Origin of the sequence: Marinobacter sp. EVN1 (assembly GCF_000475375.1) — a bacterium.
Lineage (GTDB): Bacteria > Pseudomonadota > Gammaproteobacteria > Pseudomonadales > Oleiphilaceae > Marinobacter > Marinobacter nauticus.
The window spans coordinates 136934-153988 of record NZ_AXCB01000016.1 but is presented as its reverse complement, the minus strand read 5'-3'; the positions used below and the strand labels follow the sequence as shown (position 1 = coordinate 153988).

Genomic DNA, 17055 nt, shown 5'->3' with positions numbered 1-17055 from the left:
TCGTGTCCTCGTCGTTCAGGCCCGTGATTGTCGCGGGGTGGATTCCACCTGGCGCACAGGAATCAGTACGGTCTGTTTGCCAGGTTCGCCGGGCTCCCAGGTCAGCAGGGAGCCTTCGGGGTTGTCTTTCTGTACTTCCCGGCAGGCGCTCACGCACTGCAGGCACTGGGTACAGCTGAATTTCGCCCGCTTATGGCTGCGGGTGGGCAGTCGCATGGGGCAGGCCTCGTCGCAGGCCTTGGTGCAATCGCGGCAGGCGGCAGCGCGCTTGGTGTCGAAAGTCACTACCCGGCCCTTGCCGTTGGTCATCCAGGCAATGCTTTGTACCAGTCCCACTGCGCAGCCGTATTTGCAGAAGAGGTGCCGGGCAAACAGGAAATCAAAGGTGAACACCGCGGTGGCTACCGCCAGGAAAATGCCCGGGTACAGGCCAAGTTGGCCGGTCACCAGGTCGGTATACAGGGGCATGGGTGGCAGCAGGTATGAAAGTAGTGCCAGGGCCCAGGAAAAACCAATGAGCGCGCACGCCAGGGTCAGGCCGGCCCAGTGAATGGCTTTGCCCGTGCTGCCTTTTTTCAGGGCTTCCCAGAGGGTTGGGCGGCCGGTTATGCGGGTCATCACGTCGTTGATGGCTTCCACCACGGAGAAATGCGGGCACAGCCAGCCGCAATACAGGCGGCCCCACTTGAAGGCAATCCAGAGCACCAGTGGCACCAGCACGAGGATGGGCAATACAAACCAGAACAGAATCTGGCCAGCCACCTCGGCCGGGGTGCTCTGGGCGACCCAGTCCAGATTAAGGTTAAATGACAGGGGAAAACCCAACAGAATGAATCGGGTTTCGGTCAGGTCATAACGAAAAATATTGAGTACGGGCGCAAACAAAAACAGCAGGAAGAAAGCGCTGCGGGTAATCAGGCGCTTCTGCTGAAGGGTGTTTTTCGGGTTGACGGTTTGCGCATGCACAGAGGTTGTCCAGGATTTCGGGAATCTGCCGGGGCCCGAAGGCCCCGGCGATCAGGCTTTATCAGGCGTCTGCCGTGGCAGGCCCCCGGACTTCCTCAGCCGGGCTCGCTTCGCCCTTGATAAAGAAGCTACCGAAGTACACCACCAGGCCGGCCATGAAGAAGGCACCGGCGACAAATCGCATCCAGTAGAACAGGGCGATCTGATCCTGGCCTGCCATGAAGGACAGCGCTTCACCGCTTTCCGGAATACGCTGCAGCCAAACCTGCAGGACGCCGGCCGCGGTCAGGAACAGGGTGATGAACACCATGGAGATGGTCATCAGCCAGAAGCCCCACATTTCCACAATCTGGGCGGTATTGCTGTTGCCGTAGGGGCGACCGCGCATGATTGGCATGGCGTAGGAAATGATGGTCAGTACAATCATTACGTAGGCGCCATAGAAGGCCATGTGGCCGTGGGCTGCGGTAATCTGGCTACCATGGGTGTACCAGTTCACCGGAGCCAGGGTGTGCAGGAAGCCCCACACGCCGGCGCCCAGGAATGCCATGACAGTTGTACCCATGGCCCACAGCATCGCGGCCTTGTTCGGGTGGTTGCGGCGGCGACGGTTGATCATGTTGAAGGCGAAGACCACCATCATGAAGAACGGAAGCGGTTCCAGTGCAGAGAACACAGAACCCAGCCAGAGCCAGTATTCGGGCGGCCCGATCCAGAAGAAGTGGTGCCCGGTACCGATGATGCCGGTAATCAGCGCCATGGCGATGATCACGTACAGCCACTTCTCGATCACTTCGCGGTCTACACCGGTGAGCTTGATTAACACATAGGCCAGGATGGCACCCATGATCAGTTCCCACACGCCTTCTACCCACAGGTGGACCACAAACCACCAGAAGTACTTGTCGGTGGCCAGGTTACCGGGGTTGTAGAAGGAGAACAGCCACAATACGGCCAGGCCTACCAGGCCGGTGATCAGCACGATGTTGACCACGGTCTTGCGGCCTTTCAGCGCGGTCATGGCGATGTTATAGAGGAACGCCACCACGACCACGGCGATACCGATCTTGGTTATCGTGGGTTGCTCCAGGAACTCCCGGCCCATGGTGGGTAGCAACTTGTTCATGGTGACTTCTGCCAAGGTCGCGTAGTCCACAAACAGGTAGCCCAGGATGGTCAGCGTGCCGGCTGCCGCGAACACCCAGAACAGAATCCACGCCAGCAGGGGGCTGTGCAGTTCGGTCTGGGCTTCTTCCGGAACCATGTAGTAGGTGGCGCCCATGAAGCCGAAGAGCAGCCAGACAATCAGCAGGTTGGTATGCACCATCCGCGCAACGTTGAAAGGAATTTCCGGAAACAGGAAATCACCGACAACGTACTGGAGACCCAGAATCAGGCCGAACACAATCTGGCCGGCAAACAGAATCAGGGCAAAGATGAAGTAGGGCATGGCGACCCTTTGAGATTCGTATTTCATATCTGCTCCCTTACCCCTCGATGTTGGGTGGCCAACCGTTGTCGTCGATCTTGGATGTCCACTCCAGGAAAGCGGCCAGGTCTTCGATCTCGGAATCACTCAGATTGAAATCCGGCATCTGGCGCCGGCCCGGAATATTCGTGGGCATGGCGTTCATCCAGGCTTTCATGTATGCCTTGAAGACCTCAGTATCACCGCCGCCACGGCGGTCAAACACGTTGGCCAGTTCGGGAGCGAAGTAAGCGCCTTCGCCCATGATGGAATGACAACCGACACAGTTGTTCTCTTCCCACAGATATTTGCCGCGCACCACCTGTTCGGTGAGCTCGTCGCGGTTATCCCGCTCGGGCATAGCACGCAGCTGAGTGTCAAAAGTCAGGGCCAGGAACAGCAGGACGAAGAAGGCACTTCCCCCCAGATATATGTTCCTGGCCATGCTTTTGGTAAAGCGCTCGGCCATTGGTCTCTCTCCTTGGTTGTTACGAATACCTGACTGCCCCACTAGGATATAAAGATGCATCCCTAATGCTATTGATGATTATCAAAGATGATCCCGGGTTTCTCTATTGCGCTGGGGAGTTACCTCTTGATGGGTAGGTGGTAGACTGCCCCGCTGGTTGTATTTTCAAGGTTTTACGCCCGGAGAGATCATGTCTGCCGCCCTGGCCCTGCTGCTTAAACTTCTTCCGCTTTATGTCACCGTTGCACTGGGTTGGATAGCGGGTCGGTTCCTGGAAGCCAGTGGCCGACATATAGCCGGCATCATGCTCTACATCGTCACACCGTCAGTGGTGTTTTCCGGCGTAATGGCGGCGCCGCTGAGCCCTGAGGTGATTCTGCTCCCCTTCCTTGTTTTCGGAACGTCATCGGTACTGGGGCTGGTTCAGTTGAAACTGGCCAAAAAGGCGCTGTCCGATGGCAGTGCAAACATAATTCCCCTGTGCGTAGGCTCGGGTAACACTGGTTACTTCGGGGTGCCAGTCGCATTGCTTTTGTTCGGGGAAGAGGGGCTGGGGCTTTATATTGTCTGTATGCTGGGTACGACGCTTTTTGAGAATTCCGTTGGCTTCTATCTTGCCGCAAGGGGCCGGTACAGCATCAAGGATGCACTGTGGCGGGTACTTAAGCTGCCTTCGGTGTATGCCTTTCTGGCAGCGGTGGTCCTGAATCTGGCCGGGATAGGCATTCCGGATATTTTCGTGCCGCTGTTTGATAACCTGCGAGGTGCCTACAGCATTCTAGGTATGATGATTATCGGCATGGGCATTACAAGCTTCCGGGGGCTGGCCGGCAACCCTCGGTTCACGGCGCTGGCATTTTTCGGCAAGTTTGTGATCTGGCCATTGGTGGCTATTGTGTTCTGGTGGGTGGATTCAGCGCTTCTGGGAATCTACGAGCCGGCGGTGCATCAGGCCATTTTCCTGATTTCCATCACACCGATTGCCGCCAATACCGTGGTGATTGCGACTTTGCTGGAGGCCTCACCGAGGCAGGCAGCGGGTACTACGTTGCTCAGTACCTTGTTTGCCCTCGGTTTTATTCCAGTGATGATTGCTTTGGCGTTCGGCGCCGGATAAAGCCGGCTCCGGCAATCAGTAGTCCGGAAGCGAAACCCAGTGCATGGGCCTCCCAGATTACCGGCCCTCCAATCAGGGCCGTGGTCTCGGAACGGTCCAGTCCAACGCCTTCCAATACAAGTTTCACGGACAGTGCTGCAAGCAGTGTGATGGAAAACCAGCGATCCGTTTTCAGCCCTCTCATTGCCAGAATTGCGGCCAGGCCGTGGATACAGCCGGAGAATCCTCGATAGCTGGCCAGGTCTGGCCGGAGCGACAATAGCCCCAGGGAGATCGCTGCGGCCATCAGCAGTGTGATCCAGAGTAACCTGTCGGCAGGCAGGAAGCGTGGGAACAGAAGAGCGAGAATGAGCACGCCTGCCAGATTCAACAGGAGATGGTTCACGTTCAGGTGAACCAGGTGACCTGTAACCAAGCGCCACCACTGTCCGGATGTGATTGTGTCCGGTTGCCACTGCAACAATTGCGGTGGAAGAAAAAATGAAAATACAAGCACCATGAATAACAAGAGTGCCGACCTGTTAACCACTCGAACCCTCATGCGGGACATGTCTCTCATAAATGCAGATTGTTACTGGTTCGGGCTGGTCTCGCCCTGCCAAGCCTATTAGTTTGCGCGAATTCCAATTGCCTTAACAGAAAAGGATTCGCCCGTGAGACGTTTGCTGTACCTTTTCCCGATACTGGTTCATGTCTGGCTGTTGTTGTTTTCAATTCATGCCAGTGCTTCGGAGTCACTGGAGTTGTGGATAGATGGCCAGGATTACGAAGTTGAGCTGCAAGCCAACAATCGGCTGGTCTCAGCCCTGGGGGCGCACCAGGCACTCGCCTCGGGCCGCCACTTCCAGGGTAAGGTGGCGGTCGACCCGGACAGCTGGGTAAGGGTGTCTCGCCTGCAGAATGGCTGGGAAGGTATGGCCTACCTGTTTGGGCGTATGCATGTGATTGGTGGCCGGCAGGACAGTCAGCAGTTGGTCACTAAGAGCTTTGGGTTTGATGTCGCTCCCAACTGCGGTGTTGACCATGTACACAGCAGTGCCGTTATTGCTCCTGATCGTGTTCTTACGCCAATGATGGCGCAGGCGGTGTCTGCGAGCTACGACAGCCTCTGCGACAGCCGGGTAGAAGGAGCCTGCCTGCTGCTGGAGCTGGAGGTGGTGTTCGATCTCGAATTCCAGCAACGTTTCCCCGATGATTTCCAGGACCGGGCCGTCAGTATTCTGAATCTGGTGGAAGGGTTCTATTTCGAGCAGTTTGGTATTGGCCTGGACACCCTGAGTCTTACTTTCCTGAAGACGAATACCTTCACTACATCCACTTCAGCGAATGATCTGCTGGATGATGTGCAGACGCAGGTGGCCGGCGGTAATCTTCCGTTTCAGCAGAATCGGCGCGCCCTGTTGCATCTGGTGAGCGGAAGGGATTTTGATGGAAGCACGGCCGGGCTGGCCTGGGTGGGCACTCTGTGTGATGGCAACGGTTACGGTACCGGCGTCACCAATGCGTTTGACTCCAACGTCCTGACCGCCGTCGTCGTTGCCCATGAGCTCGGTCATAATTTCGGTGCCAATCATGATGAGCAGCAGAACAGCTGTTCGACCGGATTCATCATGAGCCCCTGGGCAAACCCGGATGCGACCCGGTTTTCGTCGTGTTCTGAAACCAACCTGATTAATACCATTAACCAGCAACCGGCGCTGGAACAGTGCTTCAATTTTCCGGCCGATACCATGCTCACGGCAGTAACAACAAATCCTGAGAGGGTACCGGGACAGAGCCAGTTCCAGGCCTTTTTTGATATTGGCTATCAGAGCGCTTCTGAAAATGCAGACCGGCTGGAAGTGACGGGCGAACTGTCGGGCAAAGACACCCGGCTGGAGATGGTCACCGTTGACAGTGTGCCTTGCGAGATCTCATCCCGGTCCTATAGCTGTTCCGATCTTATCCCCGATGCTCAGGGACACCAGCTCGCGATTCAGGCATATTCAGGCACCGAAGCCAATCTGACCCTGAATCAACGGGTCTCCCTGATCAGCTTGAGTGGTGAAGTACTGGATTTGCAGCCGGCCAACAATACGCTGGAAAGCCGTTTTGAGGTGGCGCCCACCGCGGTTGCGGCACCTGGTGACCTGGTGGTGACACCGGAGGCCCGGAGTGCGTTTCTGCAATGGCAACCAAGCGAGACCACAGAAGCTGGCTATGTTGTGCAACGCATGGCCCCTGGCGAGACCGCCTATTCCGACCTGTCTGTGACCTTGTCTGCGGGCACGAATCAGTACCGCGATGCGTCTTTGATCGCGACTGGTGAGTATGCCTATCGCGTGGTGGCCGTGCTGGAGGGCGTGCGTTCATTGCCCGGCAATTCAGCGAGCATAAGCTGGAACAACGCCCCTGTTGCTCCCGAGGGGCTGACCGCTGTGGCCGAGGCGGGCCGTGTGCTGCTGGCCTGGACCGAGAATGCTGGTCCTCAGACCGGATATCGGATTGAACGCCGCCGTACAGGAACTGAATATACCCCGTGGCAGTTGCTGGCAACGGTTCCTTACGGTACCGAGAGCTATGTCGATGAGACACCGGTGGCGGGTTATACCTACGAATACCGACTGGTTGCTATCAACGGTGGTCAGTTTGCCAGCAGTGAGACGGTTCCGGCAATCATGCCGGAGCTCGAGGAAACCTCGACCGACGAAGACCAGGGTGGCGATTCATCCGGTGGCGGTGGCGGCCTGGGCGCGGGGTGGTTGCTGGTTGCTCTGACGGCCGTGATCGTCAGAAGGAGGCGGTGGTGGAACGTCAGATAACCTGCACAGGCCTGGTGCTGGTGGTGTCATTGCTGGCGGCGGGTTGCGCCGGCGCCGGCAAAGACAATACCCCGGTGCTGGATTTTCAACAGGCTCAGGCCGTTTGGCAAGCCCATGGTATCGACAGTTACGAGGTTACGGTGTGGCAAACCTGTTTCTGCCCTCCCGACCTGCTCCAGCCCATGCGAGTTACTGTGCGCGAGGGAACGGTGATCGATGTTGAAGGTTTGGAACAGCCGATCAACCATCCGGATATTCTGGACCCCAGGCGCCTGACCATTGATGGTTTGTTGGGTGTTATTGATAAAGCCCGGCACAGTGCAGAAACCCTGGTCGCTGAGTACGATCAACGCTATGGGTTCCCGGTACGGCTGGAAGTGGACGGTAGCCCATTCATCGCAGACGATGAATTCTCCTACCGTCTATCGGATTTCCAGCCTTTCTGAGGGACTCAGGTCTCGCTGACCTGCAATTGTGCGTCACGCTTCGCGTCGTTGATATCGGCGCGGGCATGGCGAACCACGCTAACTCCGGCGGTGACGGCCAGCGTACCCATGATGGCTGCGACGATCAGATCTGGCCAGGCACTGCCGGTGCCGAACACGCCAAGTGCGGCGGCCATAACGGCCATATTGCCGATAGCGTCGTTGCGGCTGCAAAGCCAGACCGAGCGCATGTCTGAGTCACCGTCCCGGAACCGGAACAGCATCACGGCAACAAAGACATTGGCGGCAAGCGCCAGCAGCCCCACCATGCCCATGGTCAGTGGCTCGGGCGTGATGCCGCTTTGCAGTACCCAGACGGCCCGGCCCCAGACCACCAGTCCGAACACGGCCATGGTCAGACCTTTTACCATCGCCGCCCGCCCGCGCCAGAGCATCCCCATTCCCAGAACGCTCAGAGAAAGCAGATAGTTGGCGCTGTCGCCAAAGAAATCGATGGCATCGGCCATCAGGGAAACGGACCCGGATTGCAGGCTGGCGAAGCCTTCCACCAGAAACATCACCAGATTCACCCACAGCGCCAGCCAAAGCGCTTTTCGGAACCCCGGAGCGGGAGTTTTGGGTTCAGGTGCAGAACAGGAACACGCCATAGAGACCTCCAATGTTTAAGTGTCTCCATTAAAAACCCTGTAGTTGCTACAGGGTCAACACCTGCTAATCATGATGGCCTGATCCATGAGTGCCTGGTACATGGTTATCCGATGCGGTGGGTTCCGGGATGGTGGCCAATTCGTCGCTGAGCCCGCCCAGAATCCCACATTCCCGGATGGTCCGCGGGTCTGAACAGGCGTTCTGTAGGTTGACCAGCATCTGTTCCAGGCTTTTCAGTTCGTTGAGCCTGGCCCGCACATGTGACAGGTGTCGAGCCAGCAGAGCATTGACGTCTGAGCAATCGGCAGTGGGTTTTTCAGCCAGCCGGATGAGTTCACGAATCTCGTCCTGAGCCATGTCCAGATTGCGGCAGCGCCGGATAAACAGGAGGCGGTCGAGGTGTTCCTGACGATAATAGCGATATCCGTTTTCGCCGCGCTCTGGCTTGGCCATCAGCCCGATTTTTTCAAAATAACGGATAGTTTCTACCGGAACACCGGCCTGCCTGGACAACTCTCCAATTTTCATGATGTATTCCCTTGAATGCCTGACATCGGTCAAGTCTCAGCCCGAAGACGATACTGTCACTATGGTACAGTGGCGCGGTGGTTTCATGGAATGAGGAGGCGACTGTGCTGGAGCGCCTGCAACACCGACTGGGCTTGCAGACAATACCCGGAGTGTTCTTTAGCTCAGCTGCTATTGCCGCGCTGTTTGTGGCTTTGGCGATTCCTTTTGACCAGGCAGTGGCGAGCACTTTCGGGCAGTTGACCGGATGGGTGGCCCGTAACCTGGGCTGGTTCTATATCCTGGCGGTGTCTTCGCTTCTGATTTTTCTTCTTGGTCTGGCGCTCAGTCGCTACGGCAGCATTCGCCTTGGGGCGGATGACAGTCGGCCGGACTACTCGAATCTCACCTGGTTCACCATGCTGTTTGCTGCCGGTATTGGCACTATCCTCATGTTCTGGGGGGTGGCTGAGCCGGTGTCCCACTTTGCCAATCCGCCATTCGATGGTGTGCAGGGCGGCACCGAGCAGGCCGCTACCGACGCCATGACCATTGCCCTCTATCATTTCGGCCTTCACACCTGGACCATCTTTGCCATGCCGGGGCTGGCCATTGGTTATTTCTCCTATCGCCACAGCCTTCCCATGCGTATCAGCAGCCTGTTCTACCCGATTCTTGGTGAGCGCACCTTTGGTCCATGGGGCTGGGCGGTGGACGTTATCGCGGTGTTGGGCACGCTGTTCGGGGTGGCGACGTCGCTCGGGCTGGGCACGTTGCAGCTGAACAGTGGACTGAATTACCTGTTCGGTGTTCCTTCCGCGGGCTGGGTTCAGGTTCTGCTGATCACGGTTATTGCCAGCATTGCAGCGACCTCGGTAGCGCTAGGCCTGGACAAAGGGGTGCGGCGGCTGTCCCAGGTGAATATTCTGCTGGCGATTGTGTTGCTGCTGTTTGTATTTGCGCTGGGCCCTACCGTGTTTATTGCCGAAGGTATGGTTCAGAGCGTGGGTGATTACTTTGATGCCTTGCCCTGGCTGGCGTTCTGGACAGAAACCTTTCGCGAGTCGGACTGGCAACGCAACTGGACGTTGTTCTACTGGGCCTGGACGATTTCCTGGGCGCCCTATGTGGGTATTTTCATTGCCCGGATTTCCCGTGGGCGAACCATTCGTGAGTTCGTAGCCGGCGTACTGTTTGCGCCAACCGCGTTTACGCTGGTGTGGTTCGGCATCTTTGGTCTCTCTGCCATCAACGTTGAGATGAATGGCCTGGTGGCACTGGCGGATCAGGTGCAGAGGGATCCGTCGGTGGCCATCTTTGCATTTCTTGATGTTTTTCCACTGGCGGAGGCGGCTTCTGCTTTGAGTGTGGTCATTATTGTCATTTTCTTTACCACGTCATCGGACTCCGCCTCCCTGGTGATTGATATGCTGACACGCAGGGACGACCAGCCTTCGCTGATTCGCCAACGGATTTTCTGGGCGGCGGCCCAGGGGGTAATTGCGGCCACTCTGTTGCTTGCCGGCGGGCTGGATGCTCTGCAGAACGTGATCACTTCACTTGGTTTACCGTTCTGTATATTGCTGGTGTTTATGGCGGTGTCCCTCTATCGCGCTCTGCACGCCGATTATCGCGGCTACAGTGTGGATGAGCTGGTGCGAGGCCGCGCTTTCCCGGAAGTGGAAGCCGATTCTGAACCCAAACAGGAGAAAGGTTATGTACCGGAAGCTGCTGATCGCGATTGATCCGAAAGACGACGGGGAGGGCAAGCGTGCACTGGAAGCGGCCCTGAATCTTCTGGAGGAGGGTGGCGAGTTGCACCTGGCCAGTGTCTTCAACCCGGGTGGCAGCGGTTTCTTTCCTCACGTCACCGAAGAAGCACCGGAAGACAAAGAAGAGCAGGTGCGGCACCACCTGGATCTGCTGGCCCGGAAATACCTGCCCCTGAACCGGGAGGCGATCCTGCACGTGGTGGCCGGTTCGGCCGGTGAGAAACTGGTGGCACTGGCCGGTCAGCTGTGTGCAGATCTGATGATTCTGGTCTCCCGTGGCGGTGGCAGCCACTGGCCGTTGCGCAAGGCAACGGTGGAGTATGTGTCGGTCAATGCCCCTTGTGCGGTGCTGGTGCTTCCCAGTATGGAGAAAAACGAGAGCGACGGACCTGTAGAGAGCGAGTAAGGTCCTTGTTCATTGGGATCAAAAAAGAGGGAGCTGTGATGCCGGTTCAGAGTCCTGGCTGCCAGTCCTGGGCCGGTTCTGTGTCGGCCCCTTTCGACTGCCATGACGGTTGAGAACCCGGTCCGTCTCTGTCTGGCTCACTTGCTGCTTCCTGAACTCTCCGACAGCCTTGCGAGCCACCCGTGCTGCCTGCTCATGATCACAGACTGGTGAAATATAGGTATTGCCGCCAAAGCGCTGCTTCTGGGCCGGCGTCATCAGCCATGGGGTGTGGATCATTTCCGCCGGGACGCCGGCCAGCTCCGGTATCCAGCGGCGGATGAACTCACCTTCCGGATCCAGTTTCTGGCTCTGCAACACCGGGTTGTAAATGCGCAGGGCGTTGATGCCGGTGAGCCCCGATTGCATCTGGGCCTGGGGATAGTGAATGCCGGGCTCGAAATCGGTAAACAGGCGAGCCAGGTGCAGTGCCGGGTCCCGCCAGTGCAGCCAAAGCTGATAACTGGCCACCGCCATCAGCATGGCCCGCATGCGGAAGTTAATCCAACCGGTGTGCTCCAGGCTGCGCATGCAGGCATCCACCAGCGGCCAGCCGGTCTGGCCCTCCTGCCAGCGATGCAGTCGCTCGCTGTTGTTTGGTCCGGTTTTCAGGTGCTCCAGTTCCCGATGCATGGCACGGAATTCCAGTTCCGGTTCATCCTCCAGCTTCTGGATAAAGTGGCAATGCCAGTGCAGCCTTGAGCGAAAGCTGGTGAGGCTTTTCTTCTTGCGAGGCAGAGTGTTGCGGTGGTCTCCGGTCTCTTTTGACTGCTGATAGACATCGCGCAGGCTGATGGTGCCCCAGGCCAGGTGAGGGCTGAGCCGTGAGCAGGCGCGAGGTGCGGTAAGCGGTGAGGACATGTTGTACTGATAACCCACGCACCGCCGTTCCAGAAACGAATCCAGCAGGGCAATGGCCCGTTCGCTGCCGCCGGCCTGACGATCCGGGCATGGGCCACCGTTAAGCTGGGCGGGTGCGGGTAAGCTCTGCGGCCAGCCGGAGGTACCCGGCGAACGAATCCCTTCGGGTGCAGGCAGGCGTGTGCTTTTGATGATCCGGTTCCAGTGCTGGTCCCAGTCGTCCCGGTTGACCAGTCGCCGAACGACACCAAAGCCCTGCCATTCGCGGAACTCAATCTGCTGGCTCTGGCACCAGGCAATCACCGCTTTATCCCGTTGAAAGGTCCAGTCCCCGCCGGTTTCCTGATGGCAGAACACCTGTGTGATGCCGTACTGCTGTTTCAGGTCATCCAGGGTTCTGATGACCTCCCCGTGAGCAATCAGCAGATCACTGCCCAGGCGTTTTAACTGCTTGCGCAAGGATTCGAGAGACTCTGCAACGAACTGCCACTGCCGGCGGGAGGTGTCCGGTTGCTGCCAGTATTCCGGCTCCACCACGTACAAGGGCACCACCGGCTGCCCCGATTGCACAGCGGCGTAAAGTGGGCCGTGATCCTCCACCCGTAAATCCCGTTTGAACCAGACCACGACTGCCATCAGTGCGGCCCCCGATTGCGCCGGCAACGCTCACTGCAGTATTTCACCTGGTCCCAGTCCTTTGCCCACTTCTTGCGCCAGGTGAAAGGGCGGTGGCAGGCCGGGCAGATTTTCTCAGGTAAGTGCGGTTTTTTGTGCATGGGCGGTTTATGGGTTTAACTGAAAGAGGTGTGTGGATATACGTGACTGAGCTTCCAGAGGTTTTGCCATGTCCCGATTCGACGACAACATCCTGCCACCCTCGGTCCTGATCTTCGACTGGCACGGTACCCTGGTGGACACCCATGATGCCATGTTCAGCGCCATGGAGGAGATGTTACCGCAACTGGAAGAGCTGGGCCTCGTGGAGCAGTTGCTGCCTGAAGACCAGTGCCGCACCGAAGACGATGCCCGGTTGGTGCGTTACATTCGCATCTATCGCCGATTGCACCCGCGGATTCTGGCTGAGCGCCGGGTCTCCCGAACGGATATTTTCAACGCCATCTTTGGTGAGAACAAGGCTGCCAAGCTGATCGCCCATAAAGCCTACAACCAGGCCTACCGGAAGTACTTCGGCCAGGTGAAACCGTTTCAGCCGGGCGCTTATGAGTATCTGTCGGCCCTGAAAGCCCTGGGCATCAAGCTGGCGGTGTGCACCAACCGCAACCGGGAGTTCCTGGACAGGGAGTTGCAGATTGTCGACGAAGGCCGCTGGCTGCATTTGTTCGATGCCACCGTGTGTGCTGATGACGTCACTGAATACAAGCCGGATCCGGAGGTGATTCTCAAAGCGCTGGAAAAGCTGTCGATCCAGGCGGATGACCACGCCTGGTATATCGGGGACAGCTATGTGGACATGCTTACCGCACACCATGCCGGTGTGGCTGGAGTGTTCTACAACGGTGCCTGCTGGGAGCCCGACCGGGTCAGCGGCTGGTTCACCAAGCGAGACGCCCCGACCGCTGTTCTCGACAGCTTTGAAGATCTGATGGATTTACTTGCCCTGCTGGAACGTGAGCATTCCGAAGCGTTTACCTCCAGCCCGGCAGAGGTGCGCCCGAAACCTTTCCCGGCGCCAGAGCGGCCGGAGCCCCGCATCGAGCCTGACTGGCACCCGGCGGTGGTGAAACTGATTCGCCCGGCGGTGATCCTGTTCGACTGGCACGCCACTCTGGTGGACACGCTCGATGCCATGTACCACGCGGTGGATGACATGCTGCCGGATTTCCACAAGCTGGGATTGATGGATCGGATGGTGGCGCCGGAAGACAGCAAAACCCCGGAAGATGCCCGCCTGGTGGCATACGTGCGAGAGTTCGCCAAACTGCACCCCAAGGTAAAGGCTGATCGCAAAATCTCCCGCACCGATATTTTTGAAGTGCTATTCGGTGAGGATCAGGACGCCAAGCAGATTGCCCACAAAGCCTTTAATCATCACTACCGGAATCACTACGGCACCGTGAAAGCCTTCGAGCCCAGGGTGCGGGAAATGCTGGAAGGGCTACGCAAGCTGGGTATCCAGGTGGGCGTGATCACCAACCGCGACCGGGAGTTTTTCGAGCACGAACTGGCGGCGGTGGAAGATACCGGCTGGACACACCTGTTTGACGTTAACGTGTGTGGTGATGATACCCCGCTGCGCAAACCCCACCCGGATCAATTGCTGCTGGCAGTGCAGAAGCTGGATTACCCACCGGACCCCAGTGTGTGGTACGTGGGCGACTCTACCACTGACATCATTGCGGCTAAACGGGCCGGTATGACCGCGGTGTTCTTCAACGGCGCCCAATGGGATTTGCCGTGGCTGAACCGGATTTTTCCCGGTACTCACAAACACCCGGACAAACCGGATGTAGTGGTTAACGATTTCTCCGAGTTCTGGGCTCTGGTGCTGGCCTGCGAAGTCGGGCCGCCCTGACTCTGGAAGATGTTGGTTATTCTGCCGAGCTGGGGGCGGGAGGATTGTGAAGAGCGTGTTCGATGTCGAGTCCGAGTACCAGCACGCCTTCGAGTCCGTTGTTGGGTTTATTAAGCGGCACCGGAAAGCTGACCATCACCTGGAAACGGGCGGTGGAGGCATCGTAGCGAATCGGCGAAATCCACATGTCGCGCTTTCTCTCAACGCCTCGGTCGGTTTCAAGAGCGATTTCCTGAACCTTGGGCTCGTCGCCCTGCCAGTAGTCTGAGGACAAACGGCTCATGGCGACCAGCGCTCCGGCTTTGTCGGTCAGCAGTACCTCGGTAACAAGTGGTGCGTGGCTGGCCTGCCAGGCTGTCATTGCCCGGGAAGCCGGCAGCTCAAGTATTTCGCCAGCCAGCGGTGTCGGATGGTGGGGTGCCAGCGCTTGCCAGAGCGTGTCCTTGGTCAGGATATCGGTCAGGTTGTCGTAGGTTGGCCCCTGGTAGATGGCATTGGTCAGATTGATGTTGCCGGAGAGATCAGCCATCAGTGCTTGCGCCAGCCCCTGAACCTCAGACGCTTCCTGTTCGGACAATTGCATACTGGGCATTGCACAGCCAGCGAGGTGTGCGTTAAATCCGGACAGGAAGCGAGGGTGGTCCGCAGAAAAGCGAGAGCTCACATACAGGTGCAAAGGCGCATACCGAACAAAATCAGAATTCAGTGACCAATCTACCCCGGATTTCTGGTCCTGCAGGTAGTTCATGGCACGCTGATCCATCAGAGCGAGATCAATCCGCTTTCGTACCAGAAGCGCTGGAAGCTGCTCAGCCCCTGTAACCGTGATAAACGGTTTCAGATCATTGTCTTCCAGCCAGATGGCTTCATTGCTGCCACCGACCACGCCAATTCTTGCAGTGCCGGGGTCCGGTTTGGCTTCGGCGGTAAAGAACCAGTGCCATTTTTCCAGGGCGACCGGGTGCGAGCGAACGGCGGATTGGTCCAGTTCCTCGGATGACCCGACGGCATAGTAGCCGTCCACCAGGTTGCGTTCCAGCGAGTAACGGGCCCGGCTTTGCGGCATCAGACTGATCCTGGCCTGAAATCCGGACTTGTTCAGGGCGCAGCGGATGGTTTCCGTGGTTTCACCGGTAACCACCGGAATCTGGGGTTCCGCATACTGGTAAGGCGGTGCCAGAAAGGTATACAGGCTGAAGCCATGGTGGTCTGCCCTCACGCTCAATGAGGCCATAACAAGGCTCAATCCGATAATCAGGCTGCGGGCATCCATGTGCGCACTCAAGCGTCGAGATTGCTGACAATGGTATGAGCATAGCAGTCATAATCCCGCTTTTCCGTACCTCATTTGGCGTAGTCGGATCACAGTGTTTCGATATTGGCCAGAACCCAGTCTGCCCTTGCCCGCAAGGCTTCCCGCCGCTCTGGCTTCTGCTTGTCCCAGTTCCGGTACATCATGGTCATTCGTGGATTGTTGGCAAAATCCTCGCGGTGCCGGTCAATGAAGTGCCAGTACAGGCTGTTGAACGGGCAGGCGCGGTCTCCGGTAGCGTCCTGCACCCGGTAGTGGCAGTTCTGGCAGTGGTCAGACATGCGCTGGATGTATTTGCCGCTGGCGGCGTAAGGCTTGGAGCCCAGGTAGCCACCATCGGCGTGCATTACCATGCCCAGAGTGTTGGGCAGCTCCACCCAGTCGAAGGCGTCGATATACACCGCCAGGTACCAGTCACAGATGGCTTCCGGTTTCACCCCGGCCAGGAGGGCAAAGTTGCCGGTGACCATCAGTCGCTGGATGTGGTGGGCATAGGCGTTGCGGGCCGTGGCGTCGATGGCTTTGTGCATGCAGCGCATCTTTGTATCGCCGGTCCAGTAGAACCAGGGCAGCTCACGGCTGTTGCCCAAACGGTTTTCCCGGGCGTAACCGGGCATCAGTAGCCAATAGATGCCGCGCACGAATTCCCGCCAGCCGATGATCTGGCGGACAAAGCCTTCCACAGCATTCAGCGGCGCCCGGCCGGCGTGCCAGGCCCGTACCGCTTCTTCACACACCTCCATGGGATCCAGCAAGCCGGTGTTGAGATAGGGGGACAGGATGGAATGGAATAGCCAGTCTTCGTTGTCTGACATGGCATCCTGGTAGTCGCCGAAGCAGGGCAGGGCGAAGTCGATAAAGTGGGCAAGCGCTCCCTGCGCCTGTTCGGCGGTAACGGCGTAGTGGAAATTTTCCGTGGTGCCGAAATGCTCTGAAAAGTATTCGTTTACCAGCTCGATCACTTCGGTGGTGATGGCATCCGGTTCCTCGCGGAACGGGGCCGGGGCGGGAGGCTTGCCGGCCCATTTCTTTCGGTTGTCGGTGTCGAAGTTCCACTGGCCACCTTTGGGCTGGCCTTCGGAGGTCATCAGCAAACCGGTTTTTTTGCGCATCTCTCGATAGAAGAATTCCATGCGCAGCTGCTTTCGGCCTTCGGCCCAGCGGGCGAACTCGTCAATATTGCAGACGAAGCGGGTATCTGGCCGGATTTCCACTGGGATGCCCAGTGTTTTGTGCCAGCGGCTGATCTGTTCGTGTAAACGCCACTCACCACATTCTGTCGTAATGACTCGCTCCGGTTGGCATTCCCGCACCAGCTCCGCTATTACCTGTTCAATAGACTGTGCCGGATTGTCCGGGTGATAGCGCTGATAGTGAACCCGCCAGCCATCCTCCGCCAGTGCATCGGCAAAGTGCCGCATGGCACTGAAAATGAACACCAGCTTCTTCTTGTGATGGTTGGTGTAGCTGGCTTCACTGTGGACCTCGGCCATCACGACCAGGTCGTTGTCCTTGTCTGCGCCCTCAAGGGCAGAGAGACGGTGGCTGAGCTGATCACCCAGGATCAGGATGAGATTGGCCATGACGGGCTCCGGCTGAGTTTATCCTTTAGAGGTAGGCAGAATACGCCATGGGCGCAAGGGTGGTTCATTGGGTATGCTGGTACACTCAGCTGATTCGCATCAAATCGTGCCGGCCGCCGGTCAGGCA

Annotated in this window: 16 protein-coding genes; 6 read left to right on the top strand and 10 right to left on the bottom strand. The window is 57.8% G+C overall.

Annotated features, from left to right (window positions below):
• Nucleotides 1-15: 15 nt before the first annotated feature.
• The 3 genes from Q674_RS28510 to Q674_RS28500 form a co-directional block, all read right to left on the bottom strand.
• Nucleotides 16-966, bottom strand: a complete 951-nt coding sequence (locus Q674_RS28510; protein ID WP_014422478.1) for a 4Fe-4S binding protein — start codon at nucleotides 964-966, stop codon at nucleotides 16-18.
• 61 nt (nucleotides 967-1027) lie between these two features.
• Nucleotides 1028-2443 carry a cbb3-type cytochrome c oxidase subunit I gene (locus Q674_RS28505; protein ID WP_011786557.1) on the bottom strand — a complete coding sequence of 472 codons (1416 nt, stop codon included), beginning with the start codon at nucleotides 2441-2443 and terminating at the stop codon, nucleotides 1028-1030.
• A 10-nt stretch (nucleotides 2444-2453) separates the two neighbouring features.
• The gene (locus Q674_RS28500; protein ID WP_023008595.1) at nucleotides 2454-2903 is read right to left on the bottom strand and encodes a c-type cytochrome; all 450 of its coding nucleotides are present in this window, start codon (nucleotides 2901-2903) and stop codon (nucleotides 2454-2456) included.
• A gap of 190 nt (nucleotides 2904-3093) precedes the next feature.
• Between Q674_RS28500 and Q674_RS28495 the strand changes: the two genes are divergently transcribed.
• A complete protein-coding gene (locus tag Q674_RS28495) occupies nucleotides 3094-4020 on the top strand; it encodes an AEC family transporter (RefSeq protein ID WP_011786555.1) in 927 nt (308 codons plus the stop codon).
• Here Q674_RS28495 and rrtA read toward each other — a convergent pair.
• The gene (rrtA, locus tag Q674_RS0120705) at nucleotides 3980-4519 is read right to left on the bottom strand and encodes a rhombosortase (protein WP_161629367.1); all 540 of its coding nucleotides are present in this window, start codon (nucleotides 4517-4519) and stop codon (nucleotides 3980-3982) included. The two genes, Q674_RS28495 and rrtA, sit on opposite strands and share 41 nt — an antisense overlap.
• 154 nt (nucleotides 4520-4673) lie before the next feature.
• Between rrtA and Q674_RS28490 the strand changes: the two genes are divergently transcribed.
• The gene (locus Q674_RS28490; RefSeq protein WP_031210019.1) at nucleotides 4674-6821 is read left to right on the top strand and encodes a M12 family metallo-peptidase; all 2148 of its coding nucleotides are present in this window, start codon (nucleotides 4674-4676) and stop codon (nucleotides 6819-6821) included.
• Complete coding sequence (locus tag Q674_RS28485; RefSeq protein ID WP_011786552.1) at nucleotides 6806-7267, top strand: DUF6174 domain-containing protein; 462 nt, start codon at nucleotides 6806-6808, stop codon at nucleotides 7265-7267. The genes Q674_RS28490 and Q674_RS28485 overlap by 16 nt, the downstream gene beginning before the upstream one ends.
• A gap of 5 nt (nucleotides 7268-7272) precedes the next feature.
• Here the strand turns inward: Q674_RS28485 and Q674_RS28480 are convergent, their stop codons facing one another.
• Nucleotides 7273-7914: a cation transporter gene (locus tag Q674_RS28480; protein WP_011786551.1), complete on the bottom strand. Its 642-nt coding sequence runs from the start codon at nucleotides 7912-7914 to the stop codon at nucleotides 7273-7275.
• A 64-nt stretch (nucleotides 7915-7978) separates the two neighbouring features.
• A complete protein-coding gene (cadR, locus tag Q674_RS28475) occupies nucleotides 7979-8443 on the bottom strand; it encodes a Cd(II)/Pb(II)-responsive transcriptional regulator (protein WP_011786550.1) in 465 nt (154 codons plus the stop codon).
• Nucleotides 8444-8547: 104 nt separating this feature from the next.
• Between cadR and Q674_RS28470 the strand changes: the two genes are divergently transcribed.
• The gene (locus tag Q674_RS28470) at nucleotides 8548-10167 is read left to right on the top strand and encodes a BCCT family transporter (RefSeq protein ID WP_023008591.1); all 1620 of its coding nucleotides are present in this window, start codon (nucleotides 8548-8550) and stop codon (nucleotides 10165-10167) included.
• The gene (locus tag Q674_RS28465) at nucleotides 10139-10600 is read left to right on the top strand and encodes a universal stress protein (RefSeq protein WP_023008590.1); all 462 of its coding nucleotides are present in this window, start codon (nucleotides 10139-10141) and stop codon (nucleotides 10598-10600) included. The genes Q674_RS28470 and Q674_RS28465 overlap by 29 nt, the downstream gene beginning before the upstream one ends.
• Nucleotides 10601-10618: 18 nt before the next feature.
• Here the strand turns inward: Q674_RS28465 and Q674_RS28460 are convergent, their stop codons facing one another.
• Both Q674_RS28460 and Q674_RS40860 read right to left on the bottom strand, forming a co-directional pair.
• Nucleotides 10619-12136, bottom strand: coding sequence for an FAD-binding domain-containing protein (locus Q674_RS28460; protein WP_023008589.1), 1518 nt, complete (start codon nucleotides 12134-12136; stop codon nucleotides 10619-10621).
• Nucleotides 12136-12276, bottom strand: a complete 141-nt coding sequence (locus Q674_RS40860; protein ID WP_011786546.1) for a DUF2256 domain-containing protein — start codon at nucleotides 12274-12276, stop codon at nucleotides 12136-12138. The genes Q674_RS28460 and Q674_RS40860 overlap by 1 nt, the downstream gene beginning before the upstream one ends.
• Nucleotides 12277-12344: 68 nt before the next feature.
• Between Q674_RS40860 and Q674_RS28455 the strand changes: the two genes are divergently transcribed.
• Nucleotides 12345-14033, top strand: a complete 1689-nt coding sequence (locus Q674_RS28455) for an HAD family hydrolase (protein WP_011786545.1) — start codon at nucleotides 12345-12347, stop codon at nucleotides 14031-14033.
• Nucleotides 14034-14049: 16 nt separating this feature from the next.
• On the opposite strand, the gene Q674_RS28450 is transcribed toward Q674_RS28455, so the two are convergent.
• Nucleotides 14050-15306, bottom strand: coding sequence for a hypothetical protein (locus Q674_RS28450; RefSeq protein WP_011786544.1), 1257 nt, complete (start codon nucleotides 15304-15306; stop codon nucleotides 14050-14052).
• Between the two features lie 89 nt (nucleotides 15307-15395).
• Nucleotides 15396-16928 (bottom strand): cryptochrome/photolyase family protein, encoded by a 1533-nt coding sequence (locus tag Q674_RS28445; protein WP_023008588.1) that lies wholly within the window; start codon nucleotides 16926-16928, stop codon nucleotides 15396-15398.
• Nucleotides 16929-17055: the final 127 nt, after the last annotated feature.

Excerpts from the sequence above, each read along its gene's own strand:
- Q674_RS40860 (WP_011786546.1), bottom strand. The coding sequence starts at position 12,276 with ATGCACAAAAAACCGCACTTACCTGAGAAAATCTGCCCGGCCTGCCAC.
- Q674_RS28460 (WP_023008589.1), bottom strand. The coding sequence starts at position 12,136 with ATGGCAGTCGTGGTCTGGTTCAAACGGGATTTACGGGTGGAGGATCAC.
- Q674_RS28480 (WP_011786551.1), bottom strand. The coding sequence starts at position 7,914 with ATGGCGTGTTCCTGTTCTGCACCTGAACCCAAAACTCCCGCTCCGGGG.
- cadR (WP_011786550.1), bottom strand. The coding sequence starts at position 8,443 with ATGAAAATTGGAGAGTTGTCCAGGCAGGCCGGTGTTCCGGTAGAAACT.
- Q674_RS28500 (WP_023008595.1), bottom strand. The coding sequence starts at position 2,903 with ATGGCCGAGCGCTTTACCAAAAGCATGGCCAGGAACATATATCTGGGG.
- Q674_RS28455 (WP_011786545.1), top strand. The coding sequence starts at position 12,345 with ATGTCCCGATTCGACGACAACATCCTGCCACCCTCGGTCCTGATCTTC.
- Q674_RS28505 (WP_011786557.1), bottom strand. The coding sequence starts at position 2,443 with ATGAAATACGAATCTCAAAGGGTCGCCATGCCCTACTTCATCTTTGCC.
- Q674_RS28445 (WP_023008588.1), bottom strand. The coding sequence starts at position 16,928 with ATGGCCAATCTCATCCTGATCCTGGGTGATCAGCTCAGCCACCGTCTC.
- Q674_RS28450 (WP_011786544.1), bottom strand. The coding sequence starts at position 15,306 with ATGGATGCCCGCAGCCTGATTATCGGATTGAGCCTTGTTATGGCCTCA.
- Q674_RS28495 (WP_011786555.1), top strand. The coding sequence starts at position 3,094 with ATGTCTGCCGCCCTGGCCCTGCTGCTTAAACTTCTTCCGCTTTATGTC.
- rrtA (WP_161629367.1), bottom strand. The coding sequence starts at position 4,519 with ATGGTGCTTGTATTTTCATTTTTTCTTCCACCGCAATTGTTGCAGTGG.
- Q674_RS28465 (WP_023008590.1), top strand. The coding sequence starts at position 10,139 with ATGTACCGGAAGCTGCTGATCGCGATTGATCCGAAAGACGACGGGGAG.